Origin of the sequence: Thermophagus sp. OGC60D27, from assembly GCF_052400625.1 — a bacterium.
GTDB lineage: Bacteria > Bacteroidota > Bacteroidia > Bacteroidales > Marinilabiliaceae > Thermophagus.
Map to the genome: position 1 here is coordinate 217,266 of NZ_JBQTGH010000004.1, position 17,725 is coordinate 234,990.

Annotated in this window: 14 protein-coding genes; 3 read left to right on the forward strand and 11 right to left on the reverse strand. The window is 37.5% G+C overall.

Annotated elements, in window-relative coordinates; translation table 11 throughout:
• Window positions 1-387 precede the first annotated feature (387 nt).
• From ACT29H_RS06865 to ACT29H_RS06875, 3 genes are all read left to right on the forward strand, one after another.
• On the forward strand, window positions 388-789 hold the full coding sequence (locus tag ACT29H_RS06865) for a hypothetical protein (protein ID WP_444820870.1): 402 nt from the start codon (window positions 388-390) through the stop codon (window positions 787-789).
• A 10-nt stretch (window positions 790-799) separates the two neighbouring features.
• Window positions 800-1,384 (forward strand): hypothetical protein, encoded by a 585-nt coding sequence (locus ACT29H_RS06870; protein ID WP_444820871.1) that lies wholly within the window; start codon window positions 800-802, stop codon window positions 1,382-1,384.
• A gap of 1,072 nt (window positions 1,385-2,456) precedes the next feature.
• Window positions 2,457-3,674 carry an ROK family transcriptional regulator gene (locus ACT29H_RS06875; RefSeq protein ID WP_444820872.1) on the forward strand — a complete coding sequence of 406 codons (1,218 nt, stop codon included), beginning with the start codon at window positions 2,457-2,459 and terminating at the stop codon, window positions 3,672-3,674.
• A gap of 17 nt (window positions 3,675-3,691) precedes the next feature.
• Here ACT29H_RS06875 and ACT29H_RS06880 read toward each other — a convergent pair whose 3' ends face one another.
• The 11 genes from ACT29H_RS06880 to ACT29H_RS06930 all read right to left on the reverse strand — a co-directional run bounded on the left by ACT29H_RS06880 (window position 3,692) and on the right by ACT29H_RS06930 (window position 17,675).
• Complete coding sequence (locus ACT29H_RS06880; RefSeq protein ID WP_444820873.1) at window positions 3,692-4,792, reverse strand: SGNH/GDSL hydrolase family protein; 1,101 nt, start codon at window positions 4,790-4,792, stop codon at window positions 3,692-3,694.
• 129 nt (window positions 4,793-4,921) lie between these two features.
• Window positions 4,922-6,334, reverse strand: coding sequence for a DUF5009 domain-containing protein (locus ACT29H_RS06885; RefSeq protein WP_444820874.1), 1,413 nt, complete (start codon window positions 6,332-6,334; stop codon window positions 4,922-4,924).
• Window positions 6,331-7,110, reverse strand: a complete 780-nt coding sequence (locus tag ACT29H_RS06890; RefSeq protein ID WP_444820875.1) for a glycerophosphodiester phosphodiesterase — start codon at window positions 7,108-7,110, stop codon at window positions 6,331-6,333. Before ACT29H_RS06890 ends, ACT29H_RS06885 begins: the two co-directional genes overlap by 4 nt.
• A 29-nt stretch (window positions 7,111-7,139) precedes the next feature.
• The gene (locus ACT29H_RS06895) at window positions 7,140-9,050 is read right to left on the reverse strand and encodes an FAD-dependent oxidoreductase (protein ID WP_444820876.1); all 1,911 of its coding nucleotides are present in this window, start codon (window positions 9,048-9,050) and stop codon (window positions 7,140-7,142) included.
• 110 nt (window positions 9,051-9,160) lie between these two features.
• Window positions 9,161-10,333 carry an AGE family epimerase/isomerase gene (locus tag ACT29H_RS06900; protein WP_444820877.1) on the reverse strand — a complete coding sequence of 391 codons (1,173 nt, stop codon included), beginning with the start codon at window positions 10,331-10,333 and terminating at the stop codon, window positions 9,161-9,163.
• A complete protein-coding gene (locus tag ACT29H_RS06905; RefSeq protein WP_444820878.1) occupies window positions 10,302-11,279 on the reverse strand; it encodes a DUF4434 domain-containing protein in 978 nt (325 codons plus the stop codon). Before ACT29H_RS06905 ends, ACT29H_RS06900 begins: the two co-directional genes overlap by 32 nt.
• A 50-nt stretch (window positions 11,280-11,329) precedes the next feature.
• Window positions 11,330-12,037 (reverse strand): GDSL-type esterase/lipase family protein, encoded by a 708-nt coding sequence (locus ACT29H_RS06910; RefSeq protein ID WP_444820879.1) that lies wholly within the window; start codon window positions 12,035-12,037, stop codon window positions 11,330-11,332.
• A 2-nt stretch (window positions 12,038-12,039) separates the two neighbouring features.
• The gene (locus tag ACT29H_RS06915; protein ID WP_444820880.1) at window positions 12,040-13,878 is read right to left on the reverse strand and encodes a sodium:solute symporter family protein; all 1,839 of its coding nucleotides are present in this window, start codon (window positions 13,876-13,878) and stop codon (window positions 12,040-12,042) included.
• A 181-nt stretch (window positions 13,879-14,059) separates the two neighbouring features.
• Window positions 14,060-15,394, reverse strand: coding sequence for an alpha amylase family protein (locus ACT29H_RS06920; RefSeq protein ID WP_444820881.1), 1,335 nt, complete (start codon window positions 15,392-15,394; stop codon window positions 14,060-14,062).
• 30 nt (window positions 15,395-15,424) lie between these two features.
• Window positions 15,425-16,138 (reverse strand): GDSL-type esterase/lipase family protein, encoded by a 714-nt coding sequence (locus ACT29H_RS06925; protein ID WP_444820882.1) that lies wholly within the window; start codon window positions 16,136-16,138, stop codon window positions 15,425-15,427.
• 157 nt (window positions 16,139-16,295) lie between these two features.
• On the reverse strand, window positions 16,296-17,675 hold the full coding sequence (locus ACT29H_RS06930) for an alpha amylase family protein (RefSeq protein WP_444820883.1): 1,380 nt from the start codon (window positions 17,673-17,675) through the stop codon (window positions 16,296-16,298).
• Window positions 17,676-17,725 lie beyond the last annotated feature (50 nt).

Sequence of the window (17,725 nt, forward strand, 5' to 3'; positions counted from 1 at the left end):
TAAGTAAATGAAAAGACCACTGCCATCCTATTTTTTTCTCAAAACGAGCCATTGTACATCAATGGCTAAAGGGATACAAGCTATATGTTTCTCTGTTTCAAAAAACTTTCGGATGATAGTGATTACATTTTAAAATAAAATTAAAACCATTTTTTGTTACATAATACCTTAATATATATTTTTGCCAAAAACAACCTAAAATAACCGATGAACTCAATAAAAAACTTCATATTATTACTTATTTGTCAGATTTTTGACAATCTTTCCAAAACTAATTTGGCATTTTTTATTTTACCCAAATCTTAATATTATTCATAAACCTTAACAACTTAAACTATAGCCTATGAAAATATGTAAAATAAAGATCCTCTCTGGACTTTTAACATTTTGAGGCATAACATTTCTGACAAAGATCTTGCTCCGGCAGCAATAGCGGCTTTAAACTTTCTAATAGAAAAAGCCAACGAAAAATGGGATCTGGAGTCGGAGGCCAAAAAGGATTCTTATGCAGTTAGATTGATTCAATTTGATAAAGATAGAAGAACATCTTACCTAATTGCCCGGAATTTGGAAATTTCCTCCAGGAATGATGATAAAGTAACATATATTTTCAAAAAAGATTTAGGTGGAATTGCTGAATACTCAACCCCCGTTAGCAACCCCGTTTTTGCTATCAGCAACTTCAAACTTAAAGGAACAGCTGCAAAATATACCTATGAAAACGGCACCAAGTTATATGGAGCTGCAAGAAAAGGGAAAGAGTGGAGAGCAGTAAGATTTGAATTTTAAATTTTTTATTATGAGAACAATAATTCTATTTGCAGCATTATTTTTCGCAGTAACCATCTACGGACAGGAGAACACCGCACACCGAAAAGGACTGACCTTCAAAATTGGCACTCGTTATTTGGGATGGACTGATGTTTCGATTCCCAACCCTGAAGATTATGAAGTAGATATCAGCTTTCCAAATGACGGTCAATATGGTAAAAGCCTGAGAATTTATGCCGGTTACTTTGCATCGCCAAATCTAAGTTTAAATCTTGGATTTGGGCTTGACAGGTATGAGGGTACAAGTGCCAACACCTCCCCCTTGGTGGTGCAGAGCAATTACTATCTTTCACCCAACAAAAACAGTTTTTTTGCTTCTGCAGAAGTAGGTACGCAAATTGAATTCTCTAAAAATTTAGATAAGGGCTTTGTTTATGCCTTGATGATTGGGAAGGAAATTTCATTCTCAGACAAAACCGGTCTAAACATATATTTGGGATATAATTTTCAGCGATCCAATTATGAACATGAAAATAAACACCCTGACTTAACTTATCTGGACAAACTCAATCGTAAAAGTCTCATCCTTGGCGTTGACTTTGTGATTTTTTAGCAAGTATTATTGAGTGTAATAAAAAAAGACTTCTTTTTGTCAAGATTAAAGCGTTTTAAATTTCCGCGACAAAACTAACTCATTGTTAATAAGGATACAAAAATTTAAACCAGCCCAGAGTTTGTCAACAAAGATTCTTTAAAGACTGATTTCATATTTTTTTCAAAATCAAGTAGGAGAAACGGGATTATTTCCCGTTTCTTACTCTCCTACCACCGTACGTACAGGTCTCGAAAACGGCGGTTCTTTAAACCATGGGAAACAGTTGGTTCATTTTGGTATTTCCGGAAATTGTTTTAAACATTGTAGTCCAAGGGATGAATCCCCGCTGAACTTCATTCAGCTTCTTGATGTGCCCATGAAAAATCATGGTGCAGACTTACCCTTTACAGGAAAGCTCCAAAACAGGAAGCCAGGGGCCAGAAGAAGCCAGAGGTCAGAGGCCAGAGGCCGGAGGTCAGAGGCCAGAAGCAAGAGTCCAGATGCTAGAGGTAATAAGTTAGATATAAATAGATATAAGGGAAATAAATAGATATATCTTGTGCATGGGATTCACCGTCTCCTCTGCGTCATTGCGTCTCTGCGTTTAATAGCACAGGGCACAGGGCACAGGGCATAGCGGATGGGATGTCTTAAATCTTACATCTAATAATCTTAAATCTAACTATCTTTTGTTCAGTGCACAAGCCGAAGGCGGAAAAAATGGTGCTTAGAAGTTTGTGGTATAAATGGATATAAGTGGAAATAAATAGAAATATGTTGTGGGTTGGACTCCCCGTCTCCTCTGCGTCATTGCGTCTCTGCGTTTAATAGCACAGGGCACAGGGCACAGCGGATGGGATGTCTTTAATCTTACATCTAATAATCTTAAATCTATCTTTTAGCTGTCCTATAAAGGGTAAGTCTACATATTTATTCCAACCAACCAAAATTCAATTCATTAATTAACCCCTTTGCAAAGACCAAAAACTTGCCAAGTTTATTTTTTTTTTTTTAATTCACCTACTCATTTTTAAAAGTGATTTTAAACCTGTTTTTTTCATCGACATAACTCATATAAATAATCACGCTCATGAACTTAAAAAATGTGTTGTTTTTCTCTGACGAAGTGAGCAACCAAAGCCGTCAAGCCAAACAAAAAAACAAAATAATAAGGACTCTTTCAAAATCAAGACATGCATTGACCATTCCTGAACTTCAAAAACAAGTACGAATAAGTCCACCAACTGCGAACAAGCTAATAAACGAATTAATAGCCGATAACTTAGTAAAAGAGGAAGGGAAAAAAGAAACGGATAATGGTCGCAAACCCATGTTGTATTCTTTAAATATCAACAAATTCTTTGCAGTTGGAGTAGAAATTTTATTTAAACGCATCAGTGTTTCGGTTGTCCGTTTAGACCAAAAAATTGTATTTAAACGACAGGACAAAAAATTCATATTGGAAAACACGCCTGAATGTTTGGAAAAAACTATTTCTTTTATAAAAAAGACTCTTGAAGAGTGTAAAATTCCAAAAGACAATATTTTAGGCATTGGGATTGGATTAACGGGACGGGTTAACAGCCTAACAGGGGAATCATACAACTTTTTTACCTTCACAGAAAAACCAGTTGGGCAATATCTTGCAGAAACATTTCAAAAACAAGTTTTTATTGATAACGACACCCATGTCATGGGCCTTGCGGAACAGGTCTTGGGGCAAGCTAAAGATTCCCGGAATGCACTAATATTAAACGTGAGTAGAGGTTTAGGCATGACCATTATCGCCAACAAAAAGCTAATTTCTGGAGGGATGGGCTTTGCTGGTGAATTTGGTCACATGCAATTTGCGAATTCAAATAAGTTATGCATTTGTGGCAAACGTGGCTGTTTAGGCATGGAAGTTTCCGGTCATGCTTTAGAAGAAAACTTTAAAAAAGCTATTAAAGAGGGCGGAACGTCACTATTAGTTAAAGAAAAATCTCTTGGTGATATTCAGTATGAAGATATTCTTGACGCCGCCAACACAGGCGACAGCCTATCCATCAACCTATTACAAAAAACTGGTGAAATTTTAGGCATGAGCCTAGGCAACATCATCAACCTTTTAAATCCAGAACTTATTATACTTGGCGGAAAATTTGCCCAAGCAGGGCATATGTTTACTGACAGCATTAAAACTGGAATAAATAAAACAGCTCTAACACTTCCTCTTAAGTACGTAACTTTAAAAACCTCTGAGCTAGGAGGTGATAGTGGAAGTATAGGAGCTTCTGCCATGGTTTTTAAACAACATGATCTAATTTAAAAACGCAACTGGCTGACTCAATAGTTCCATTTAAGAATATTACTCATTACCGGCAAAATAAAATTTGCAATTTTTTGATGTCCGATATAGGATGGATGCCAATCAGCGCCCAAATCATCTTTATCATTTAATAATTCTGTTGGGATCCCAATAAAATAAACATTTGAGTCATTATAAACAAGTTTAAAATTTTCCACCATTTCTTTAACGTAAGAGAAACATGGTTCATCAATCATTGGGCCAACCAGACAAAACACAGGTACTGAGCCATAAACATTTCTTACCTTCAGGATAAGCTCCTCATACTTCCTTTGAAATATCGCTTTGTCGGGATGTGGCTTTGTCGAAAAATCATTAGTTCCCAAATTGATCACTACAGCACCGGGACACCAACTTGAAAAATCCCATGTCGATGAGTCATCCATATCTAGTATTCGGGAATATCGCTGTGGCATGGTAGCCAAATTAACCGATACGGGTTGATTATCACCATAATTACGAACAACACCCAAACCGGAATGTGCCACAACATGGTAATCGGCTTGAAATGCATTCGCAACAATGGATGCGTAAGATTTCAATACATTTTCGGTACGAGGATCAAACTTTTCATCTCTACCCAAGGCTTCTGAACCATAACCACAAGTAATGGAATTCCCTATAAACTCAATTCGCCGAGTTGAATTTCCTATCCAAGGAAGAAGTTTCCCTTCAGGGTAAAATGCAGCACCATAAAAACGAGCTTCTCCCATTTCACCCTCTGTTCGCTTTATGAATTGAACACTATGTGGCCCCTTCCCTTTAATCCCTTCTATTTCAACCACAGTATCTCCTGAAGCATAAAACACCCCCATCCTTTTTTCATCTACAATTAAGTCGAAATAGTTACGCTGACCTCCTTTAAAATAAAGCTTTAACTCCTTGCCGGTAAACCTGAATCGCACCCTCACGCCCGGCCAGTCAAAACGGACATACTCTCTTTGGGAGGAATCAACTCGCCCCATATAATTAAAGTATGGATGAGAGGCGGAAAAATAGTTATTGCGGATCTGCGAAAACAAATCCCCGGATATGGACAAAACCATTACAATTATAGATAACCTGACAGTCGTCAACATAAGCTAATTTAATTTTTAAAATTTTCACTCAAATAATTTTAACCACCCCCTCAAAATCAAAACAAAATGGACGTCACAATCCAATTATCATACAAGTCTCATATTAATAAAACCTATCACATAAAAGAATCAAACTTTCATAAAAATGTTTTTATGCGCTGCAACGGAGCATATCCATCCAACACCCAAAGTTATAAGAACAGCCCTACCTAAGGCAAACCCAACAGGAAAATCTTGATTAGCAAAACAATAATCTAAACCTGTCAACCCAAGAAATGGAATAATTATATTACTTCCAACCAAATAGGCCAACATAGGATTTTTGCCTGCTCCGGAAAGAATTGGCCAATCTCCTTTGGGTTGCACCCCCTCACTAAGTACCCAAAAACCAATTAAGGAAATAATTGACAAGCCTGCAGTAAAAATCAGGTAGCTTAAAGTTGCCGGATCTTTTTTTATCCCTCCCTGTAAGGGTTCAATAAAAAATCCCATTAAAATTAAGAGGGTTCCAAGGGAAAAAGCCTTTAATACAACCGAATCTGCCTTAACACGTCCTCTTTTCAACAAAAAATAAAGTAGGCATAACAATAGTATTACCACAAGAAAAGAAATCAACATTTCTCTAAAATACAAACCAATTATTGAAACTGTAACGACTAAGCCTGACACAAAAAAAACATATAATGAATAAAACAGGTTATTACTTTTTTTTAATCGATCCTCGTCTCGATTTATAGAATCTCTTACCAAACTTCCAATATAAATTCCCGGAATAAGAACTATAAGATACTTTAAATAATTCCAGGATATTAGCCATGGACAAGGAGACCAATTAAAAATTTTTTCAACCCAATTATTACCATCCCGACTCCCAAGAAAAAAAGTGGCAATTAACACAAAGCCCACCAATAACGAATCATTCCATCTTCGATAAAGCAAATATAAAACAATCCCTCCTACAGATGTATTTGCTAATACCATTATAATAACATCAAATTTTCTAACAGAAAACTCGTGTATACCTGACTTATCTAAAAGAAAAAACAAAACTGAAAGTAACACCCAACCGGCCAGGCAAAACCATTTCTTTTTTCTGTACCACCAACCTGAAATAGGTGAGGCAAAAGCAAGAAGAACACCTAACATAACAATTAGTGCCAAAGCCCATTTGCCATTTTCGGAGGCATTAAACCCCCATGGTCGAACATGATGCGCAATAACAGCAAACAACACTAACCCCCAAAAACGCCAGAATAGATAACCAATAATATTTAATCTTGATTTCCTCTTTTCAATTCGTTTTCCTACTGAAAAAGGGATGGCAGTCCCCATTGAAAACAAGAACATCGGAAAAACTAAATCAACCCAAGTAATCCCAGGCACCTGAGGATTAAAGACATGTTCCGGTGGCGGTAACTGTGCATGGTACATCCAACCTGGCAAGACTCCTCCAAAAGGAATTGTCCCGGAAAAGACCATCAGCAAAATAGCGAAACCTCTCAGGAAATCTAATGCTTGAAAACGACTATTTAACCTGGTCATTTTTGATTGACAAGCTGTTTCATCAAATCGGGACGATCTGTTGTAATCCCTTTTATTCCATCAAATTCATCAAGTACTTCATTTGCCATTACCGTATCATTTACTGTCCATATATAAATATCCAGGTTATTTTTGGACGCTTTGTCTAACAGTTCGTCACTTAAAAGAGAATAATTTATATTCAGGCCATTAACTCCATAAGAAAGAGCTGCCTCTATTAATTCATCAACCGGTCTATTTTCCCAAACGAGCCAATATTTGGGCACCTCTGGTAAAAAAGTTGAAGCCTCGACTAATTTTGCCGGATTAAATGAGATAATTACAACCTGATCAGCTTTCCCGGTTTCCTTTAACAGGTCTGAAAGCATTGGAAAAACTTCTCCTGCCTTTCCCTGTTCCCAACAACATTTAATTTCAACAAACAATTTTATATTCGGAGGAAGAATGTCTAAGACCTCTCGTAATGTTGGTATTCGTTCATTTTCCTTCAGAGTAATTTTCCTCAAATCCGAAAAAACAGACTCAGGAACGATAAGAGAATCATCGCTCAACCTCGCTGTATGTCTATCGTGAAAAACGATTAAAGAATCATCTATTGTTCTCCAAATATCCACTTCAACAGCATCGCTGTTTAATTCAATAGCCTTTTTAACGGCTTTGAGGGTATTCTCTGTTTCAGCCCCCGAAGCTCCACGATGAGCAATAACTTCCACTTGGTTATGATGCCAAGCGCTAAACATGAACACTAATAAAAAAATTAAAGCCCCTTCCTTCATATCAATTTACTTAAAGTTAACACTTGAAACTAATGTCTACAACCAGCTTGGCCATACACAAACCGCCCATTCATATCCACATTAATCGAAAAAGGATCGGCTACCCGATTCAATAAAACTGCCATTTGAGCTCTTGTTACTGGAGCCGCAGAATCAAAAGTCCCAAAATTAAAATGAGCCCAAAGACGTTTTCCTGCTTCAATTATATCCTCATTATAAGGTTTGTTTCTTAAACTATTTGCCAATTTCAAGACAATATCAAGTCCTTCCTGGACAGTTAAAATTTTGTCATCCTCAAAATCAATACTCATATTTGGAACTATTTCATTTATGCCGCTTTTAAGAGCTTTGGCTGTCATAACAGAATCGGGATAAAACATAGTAACATTCGTCCATCCAACATTTTTTCCTTCTCCCTTAATAATCCCGACAGCTCCAATCTTCTGGATATCTTCCCAATAAAGATCATTGGGAGTTACATCGGAATAAGGCATCAAATAAGCATTCGCTTGCAAAAGGTACTTTTGAACTTCACGCACCGACACCTCTGCCGGAGTTTGATTGTTTCGAACAGACAAAGCGGCCAATGTACCAGCTGCCTGTCCTAAAAGAATACATACAGGTTGCAATCTAGTCGTTCCGTTGACAATATTGGTCACAGAAATGGATTTTTCAGCTACTATAAAATCTTTTGTCGTCTGCGGAATAAGAGTACCCAAAGGAACAGTATATGACGGAACCGGATAAAAATGCAAATCTGGCACCATGGACTGATCAGGATAGGCAGCATGATGATGATCTACGGGGTAATCTCCAACAGCAATTCCAGTCCTGTACAATGAAAATTCCTGATTATAGGGTTGTGCCAGATCATTGATAGTAAATCTTACCATCCCCTTGATGCGTCTCGACTCGCGATGATAAGGGATAAGAGGAAACCCATCCTCTGAGGGGAATTCACCTTCAGCAATTCCCAAATGTTTAAAACCTAACTCTGTCTGCAAATAATAAAGATAACACCGAGTAAACCATTTCGCTTTCTCATAAGCTTTTTCCCTCTCAGACGGTGGCATATCTATAACATTCAAATAATAATCATTGCCGTAAATTGGCCAATTAATCATGAATTTATTATTTGGGAGCCTTCCATACTCCATCATTTTATCACATGGCCATAATATGCGTGAAAGAGTATCAGGATCACACTTACCCTGACAGGTACATAAAAAAGGTGTTGGATCATAATGAAAAGGTCGCTCAATGGTTTTGTCTACGTTCTCTCCAAAATCCTGAAGGATGACTACATAGGTCATATCCTGAATAATATCATTGCTCTTTTCAGGGGCAATATCTTCCCCTGTTTCATAACGCGAGTCCATTCCAATATCGTAAGGAATACCGGCCATCTTTGCCACATCCCCAAGCTCTGTTCCATCAATTACCACTGATGCTTCGACGATGTGTCTCCCATTGGCACCCACAAACTCAACTAACCATCCTTCATCAATCTTTCTTAACGTATCCAGTCTTGTGTTAAAAATCAACCTAAGATTTGACTCCGCAGAAGCCATCTCCTTGATTATTTTTTCACCAACAGACGGTTCAAACAAAACATTGCTTACCCAACCTGTTTTGACAGAGTCTGGCCCCCCATAATAATCATAAAGTTTCTGCCTAAATTCGTCCCATAAACCGGAATAGAGATTATAATTCCCATCGATTGCACTTACCCCGGAGGAAGTTAACATACCACCTAACCACGGACCTTCCTCAACGATCAATGTTGTTGCACCCATTCTGGCCGATTGAATTCCTGCCATACTGCCACTGGCACCTCCTCCTACAATCAACACATCCACTTTTTCTGTAGGGCTTATAATTTCCCTGCATCCGATTAATAAAACGAATAAAAACAAAAAGGGAAAAACATTATTCTTCATAAATAACGATCAATATTTTTGTTAAAAAAATTGAAGCATTAATTTTTTTAATCCAATTAGAAAGTAGAATTATAATAGAGCCGCAAACCCATATCAATTATCAAAAAGGATTATTCTCCTAAAGATATACGCTCAAGAATTTGCCAACACTGGAATAGGCCTCTTGGAACATGAAAGCAGCCTTTCCATTTCCCCCCTTTCAGGAAATGAGTTACTTCTCCTCTTCTGTTCAAGTAGCCAAACCATTCCGGATACATAGAATCTTTAAAATGACTCCAAGTATACTCATGAACCATTTTAAACCATTCCAAGTTCTCTTTCGCACCTGTAAGACGATAACCTTTAAGCAAAGAAATAAGAGTTTCAAGATGCACCCACCATAGCTTCATATCCCACTCCAGTTGTTGTGGAGGGTGATTTTTGACATCCATAAAATAATATATTCCACCAAATTCCTGATCCCATCCATGTTTTAGGGTTTGTAAAGTTATCGACTGAGCCTTATCTATGATATCTTTTCTATTCAAACGTTCTGCTAAATCCATTACAAACCACATGGCTTCAATGGCGTGCCCTGGATTAAGTAATCTTCCATCAAAAGTATTGGAAAAAGAACCATCGTAATTCACATTCTCCACAATTAATCCCACCTCAGGGCGATAAAATACATTCATCACCTCATCAATTAATTTTCCAGCAGATTCATCAATAAAGTCTTTATCCAAAAGGTGTTCCATCTCAAAATTGAGATTACACATAATCATTGGTAAGGCAAAATTTTTCAACTTCCTGGTCCCAGCCACACTTTTATTGTATCTACCCTTTGGATTTTCCTGACGTTCCAGTATTTGATCGTAAGTTTTGAGAGCCAGATCTGTATATTCATCGTTCCCTGTGGCAAGTCCTAATTGCGCAAAAGCCATTGCCGCAAAAGTGTATGAAAAAATATTATAGGGTTGAATGAGCGGTTTTCCTTCCCTAGTCAAACTAAAGTACCAATTCCCATTACCATCATGGCCATACTTTTTCAAAAACTCACCACCTTGGCGAGCACATTCAAGCCACTCAGATTTTTGGGCCACTCGATTGTAGAGCATGGAAAAGAGCCAAACCTGACGTGCCTGCAACCAAACAAATTTATCGGTATCATAGACATTCCCTTTTCGGTCAAGACAAGAAAAATACCCGCCATACTCCAAATCTTGTGATTTGTTGAGCCAAAAAGCAACTACATTCGTTAATAACTCTTCCTTATATTGAGTAGCCAACTTTATGAAATCCATTATTTTTGCTTTTTAATTGTTCCAAATATTCCATGTAACGGTTATACAAATGACCTGCCTGTAAATAAGCAGATTGAGGACTCATAAAATGAGAAAATTCAAAGGTGATAGCATTATCTATACCTGCCAAGGAGGCCAACTTTAGCTTTAATAATAGCTTCTCCCATTTGATAGGCATAAATTTGATAGGCATATCCCTATCAAATGATTCTGAATTTGTCCAGCATTCAAGACCATGTTTATCGGCTAAAGACTTATTAATCCGAAGAAAACTTTCTAGGTCATCAAAACTCACATGTCCATCCTGAAAAGCCACCACATCAACAACATTTTTAATCCCATCAAATATTTCATTCCACTCAGCCTCATGTTGATCCAAAGAAATAGCATTACTTTTCTTGGAAGTATCGGTTAAATACTGACTCACATTCTTTATCCCATCTATATATGGAGAAATAAGAACCGGCAACTCGTTGGAGATGGCTTTGCAGTGATGAGCAAGGTCGGCATAAAGATCAATAATGCGACCAGTTTTTCGACTAATCTCCTGACAAATATACCAACCTTTAAATGCAGACTTCTCACCGTATTTTGACCAAACTTCATCAATAAATTTTTTGTTTACGTCAACCTCCTTTTGATAATCTCCTTTTATCCAGTATTTTCCAGAATCATACAACCCAAAATAGAAATCCATATTATATTGGTCAGCCAATTCCAGAAACATATTTACCAAATCGACTGGAGGACGATAAGCACCTTCTTCCCGAGTCAATACATTAGAATGAAATGTCTGCCACTTCCCGTAGCCAGCGCGGATGAGGATAACAGTATCAATCCCTGCCTCCTTCATAAATTGAAAATCTTTTTCCCACTCCTTTCTACCCCAATTCTGGTGAGGTATATCATGGCTAATCTCGTCTAAAAATGTCCCTTTAATTCTCATCCCATTATCTATTTTTTCTGTAAAATCGTCTTAAGCAAGTGTCCTCACTGCTAATTAAAAATATTGTTGGTTTTGAAATAATCTACCCAAACCTGATATCCCTTTTCATTCAGATGAAGTCCATCAACACATAAGTTTTTTGGCAGCTGGTCGTTTGCATCAGAAAATAATTTATGTAGATCAATCACCAGTAGATTATGCTTCTGTCCCAATCCCCGAACACAGGTATTTAATTCATTAATTTTAGATGTTTTACCCTTCATGTAATCATACCAAATGGTTTCTTCATTAATCGGTAACACTGTCTGCAATATCAATTTGGTACATGGGCTGGCCTCTTTAATTCTTTTTATGATTTGTTCATATTGGTCAGCGATCAGAGGAACAGGGATCCCCCTACCAAGATCGTTAATGCCAATCATCATAATGATCATCGCAGGTTTTCCTGCCAAAATCGAATCTAATCGATCATAGACTCCCCAACAGTTATCTCCCCCAATTCCTCGATTCAGAATTGGGATTGAAGGAAACCACTCCTTCCAAAATCCACGTTCAGTAATACTATTACCCAAAAAAATGACATTCCAAGATTTAACCGATACAGTTTCATGCATCGCACGTTTATTTAAATAATAGTTATTTGCAAATGAAGTATCAATATTTACTTCCTGACCCCAAATTGATAGATAATTGAAACAAAAAAACGCCAACAAAAAGAGCCTTCTTAATTGAATAATATTTTTCAAAACATTCTCCATGACTATTTTATATTTTTAATATGATCATACCAGAAAAACTTTAACAACACGGAGGTCCCCATTAATACACCAAGTGATATCCAAGCCTTATCATACGCTCCCGAAAGAAAAAACAAGGGCAAAACGACCATAGACATTTGCCAAGAAACCCCAACTAAAACATTAAACATATCCCGCTTGAAATCTTCATTGGGAAGAAAAGTTGGATCCTCCTTCATTACCGCTTCTTTTACTGGTTTCCAAAATCCCCATGGTTTTGTTTGCTTATAGAAGTTCTTAAGGATTTCCATATCTTCCTGTTTGGAAAATAGCGTACCCAGTACAGAAGCACCCATTGATATAAGTAAAACTATCGGATACATATAAATATCAATGGCTCCCGGGGCAAACATTCTTACTAATGGAGGGACTATAACTGAAGCCACAAGGCCTCCAAGCATGCCATAGAAATAACCCATCCCGTTAAAACGCCACCAAATCCATTTCAATACATTGGCAGCAGCATATCCCCCATAAAGCGATGAAGTGATCCATAAGGTAAGACTGTTCAAAGAACTGGCAAATAGGCCAAAAACAAGTCCAATAATTACCAACAAAAGACTTGATAAATAACTATATCTGACCAAAATTTTATTCGAAGCTCCGGGGTTTAAATATTTCTTATATAGATCATTGACCAAATAGGCCGGGGCAGCATTAATAAATGCTGCGAAAGTACCCATAAAAGCAGCCAATAAACCCGCCAACATTAACCCTTTAATCCCAACAGGAACAAATTGCCGGATGGCCAGAGGAAGAACCATTTCGAAATCAATATCTGCTCCCATCTTCATTAATTCCGGCTTCAGATATACCAAACCTAATACGGCGAAACCACCAATCATAAGATAACGAGGAATAAAAAGGACCAACGATGTTAACCCACTCATCTTTGCCGCCTCAGCTGGTGTTCGAGTACTAAGAATACGTTGCATATCGTAACTAGGCACTGGCCCGGCCAAACTGGCAAATATCCCTTTAAGTATCATCATCATTAATAACATCCCAAACATTTCATACCCATCGGCCCCAATTTTATCATTCAATTCTGGGAAAATTTTCGACCAGTCCAAATCGAGCTTCCATTCCGGCCAGAAATCGGTCCATCCATCAGGGATCACAGCAGAAAGTTGCTCCGGTGTAACCTTGTTATAGGCAATTATTCCCACCGATATGCATGCCACTGTCATGATGAGAAACTGAAGTACCTCGGTACTAACAACACTATACATACCCCCTTTCATGGTATATAATGTGGTAATACCAATTATAATAAGTGCATATACCTGCTCAGAAGTCAAATACAACCCAAATAGTGTTGTGGATAAATCCCAGGTAAAGAAGGTCGTTGCAAATTTCCCGATACCTTCAACAAAATAGGCAATAAAACCTACGACACTGACAACGGCAAACAACACTACAATAATATGGGAAAGCCGCCCACCTCGTCCATCTCCAAATCGGAAGGTAATCCACTGTGCTCCTGTCATCGTATTGGATCGCCTCATCCAAATGGCCAGAAACACCATAACGAAAATCTGATTCCAAACGGGCCAAAGCCATGGAATCCAAGCGCTCTTTAGACCATATACAAAAACAATGGTAACGGTCCACATGGTGCCTGAAATATCAAACATCCCTGATGCGTTGGAAAGGCCCAAGAAATACCACTTTATGGAATTCCCTCCCAGAAAATAAGCCTGTAAATCTTTGGATGCCCTTTTGGACAACCAAAAACCTATAAACAAGGTTAGGACCAAATAAGACAACACAATACTAATATCTATGAATGATAGGTTCATTAAACTAATGGTTTTAAAATAGGCAAGTCCGACAAATTTGATTCTCTTTCTTTTAGGTTAGGGCTAATCATCCCAAAATAAATTTGGTATCGTGATACCATTCTTTTTCCTTAAGGCTTCATTAAAACATAAAAGCTTTTGTTTATTAACACCCAAAAAACAACGATCAACGCCTTCGCAATCAGTTTTCTTGTTTTGCCTTAGAAAGAGCTTTCTCCAAAACCTCCCACCAGTCTTTATTAATGATGTGCACAATATCAAATATCATTAAACCATCGGTTGATTGATAAGCCATTTGAACAGCCTTACTAAACTGCTCGGAATTTTTTTCATATTGCTCAACATACAGACTGCCTGTAACAGGGACAACATCTTTAATCACTTTATTGGCAAGCTGAGCACTTCCTTCTACAGAATACCAGTAATCTTTACCTTTACCCATCGCAGCTTCACCTCTCTTCTCTGCTGAAACTTCATTAAGTTTCTCAACCTCCTCAATTGTAACTTCATAAAAATAAAGACCGGTCATATACAGGTCAAGTAACTCTGCATATCCGTAGTTTTTGTAATTTTCAGTAGCCCAATCATAATCTATTGATGGATCATATTTTTTACTGGCCCAGTTCACGCCCAGCTCATAATATACCGGATACCATGCTCCGGTGTATGTTCCAAATAGGATATCGGGATTTGCACTTTTCGTAACCGTCCGAGCCTTTTCAAAAAAATGATAAATAATGGATGTGCGCCATTCAATCCACTTATTGAATAATTTTCCCCGTTTCCATTCATAGTTACCTTCATCATTCTTCTCCCAAAAAAGAATATCGGCAGGAAAATTTTCCACTTTTATACCTGCATACGCTTCAAAAGCCTTTCGGGAAAAATCACTAAAGTCAGATGTTATACCATCATACCTCACACGGTCAAGAATCAATCCATCAAGCTTGGGATACTTTCGAACCAGTTCTTCAATAATACTTAACTGGTAATCCTGAACTTCGGGAAGAGCAGGATTTAACATGCCATTATAATGCCATTTCATTTCCGATATAGGAACAATGGAATCACACCAATAATTGATCGATTGCCAGTCAGAATGTTCTCCATAAATTATCCCTCTATTATAGAAATTATGTCCACCGGAAAAAACATTCATAGAGGCATGCACTCCCAAGCCTATCTTCTTTCCTTCTTTAATAAAAAGGTTTATCATATCGTAATCACGATTCCTTTTAACACCATGCCATTCTCCCATAAACGAAGCAATATCACTATCATACAGGGTTTCCCCCATAATTGATTTAACATCCACCACTACGTCAGTAACTCCAATATCCTTAACTTTTTTCAGGTAATATTTAATGGAATCTGGATAGCTCAGCCGTTCATAATTGGCTTCACAGTCAAACCACATGTAAATATGTTTATCAGGTTCGTCTTGTTTCTTTGATGAAACACAGGAAACAATAAAAAAAGAAACCAACACTATGTTTAATACAAGCATTCTTTTCATAATAACTACATCTATTTCTTTATAAAAAAATCAGTTTTTCCCTTTCTCGCTTAAATATGGAAGAATCACCTTTTTCCAGAGTTGATAACCTAAGGTTTTCATATGCAACATGTCGGACATAAAATATTCTTCCTTTATTTTTCCCTCTCTATCAATCATTAATTGACTCACATCAATAAACTTCATATTTGGCTTACTGATACAAAATTCTCGAACCAAGTTGTTAGCCTCTTGATACTCTTCTATCCATTTTTCACGGGCAGGACTAGGTTTAATAGAGACAAAAGCAAGTTCCGACTCTGGAAGAAAAACCTCCACCATCCGGGAAAACGTAACAACATCCTGTAAGTATTCTTTCGGTGTCATTCCTGATGCTACATCATTGTCTCCTTCATAAACAATTATCTGGCAAGGTTTATATGGAAGTATCAAATCGTCAAAATAATAAATAAGGTCAGAGAGATGAGACCCGCCAAATGACCTATTAATCACCTTGTATTCAGAAAAATCATCCTTTAACGAACGCCATCCTCTAAAGGAAGAACTTCCAATAAAAAGGATGCTTCCTTCTTTCGGTGGATTTTCCAGATCTCTTTGTTTAAATTCAGCAATCTCATCTTCCCATAAGGATGCTCTGGAATATTCACTTTGCGCTGCAATATTCAGGCTGTCGGTCAAAAACAACATCAAAAAGGCACCAAATAAAGCTCCCGAACCTAACCTACAGATTATAGTCTTAATCATTCTTATAAAATTTTCTTAGGTTATTGGATGAACGAGACTCGCATGTCAAGTTTTATAAATGCTCATTTGTGTAAAACCTTCTTACATGCTAAATTCATCTCATTCTTAATTCATAAAACCCGATAAAAAACTTAGCGGAATAAAAGCGATCTGATTTTTATTTTCCTTCTTCAGGTGTAATAACCTTTCCAATGCCTTCTTTAACAGCATCCCATTGGTCTTTTTTCTTAAGGTGAATCATATCAAAAAGAAAATACCCATCACAAACATCCAAAACCGCCTCTACCGATTGAGTAATCGCATCATTAGTCACATCATTACTAGCTGTGGCCCATGCTCCATTCCCCACATCAGGACCTCCAATAACCATTGCAGCACCTTTTATTTTTCTCTTGGCTTGAGAACAAAATCCCTGAATGGTCCATTCTGCTGTACCATAAACCTTAGTTGGACTAGCATATGCCCCAATCAAGATTACATCCATAATATCTGCATATCCATAATTCTTATATTCGGAGGTAGCCCATGTGGGAAATTCTGATGCGGTATTATATTCTGGACTTGCCCAGTTTACGCCAACACCATAATAGGTAGAATACCATCCTCCAACATAAACTCCGAATTTCAATTCAGGATTAACAGCTTTGACTCTTGCCGCGGCTTTCTCAAAGAAGTCGTGAATCACCTTTGCACGAAACTCTAACCATTTTTTAAAATATTCAGGTGTAGAGGATGGCAAATGACCTGGAGTTGTTCCTTCCACCATGACCCCTTCAGGGAAATTCTCTACTGAATAACCCAAATATTCTTCAAATTCATTCTTTGTGTAATCTGAAAAATCACTATCTAGCTCATCAAAGCGTCCTCGATCCAGGATTATCCCTTTTAACCCATCGTAAGAGGCAAGATCTTCAAGCATGTCACATATATAATTCTGTACATCTTCACGTACCGGATTAAAAAATTTCGCTCCAGTACCACCAACTTCCATTGTGCTCTTTACCCCTGACTCAGTAAGTAAGTATGTAGCCCATTCTTTTTTGTCCTTGTCACGGAATAAAACACCCTGATCGCCAAGACTGGTAGAATTTCCACCAACAAAGGTGTTTATGCCGGCATAAACATCCAGCCCAACTTCCTCACCAACATCTATAAATGCCTGCAAATAATCCCAAGTAGCAGTTCTTTCAACTTTTGAATACCCCTTATCAAGCCAGGCCCCCAACCATTTAACTTGCTCAGCCACATCTGTTTTAAACAAAACATCTCCTGTGGTTGGTCTAACATCCACCACCACACTTGTAAAACCGACATCTTTTGCCAGTTGCATATCACGAAAAATGTTTTCCTTGTTATTGGCAAAATCCACAAAATTGGCAGCAGCATCTATCCATAGTATCCTTGGTTTGTCCTTTTCTTCATCTTCATTTTCATCCCATTCCCAATCAGGAACGGAATCATTATTATTCTCACATGAAGTAGAAGACATCAAGAAAGGAAAAAATAACACCATCAAAAACCTAATCATGCGAATCATCGGGTTCTATAGTTTTTTATTGATTAAAAAAATAGATGATATTGACACCC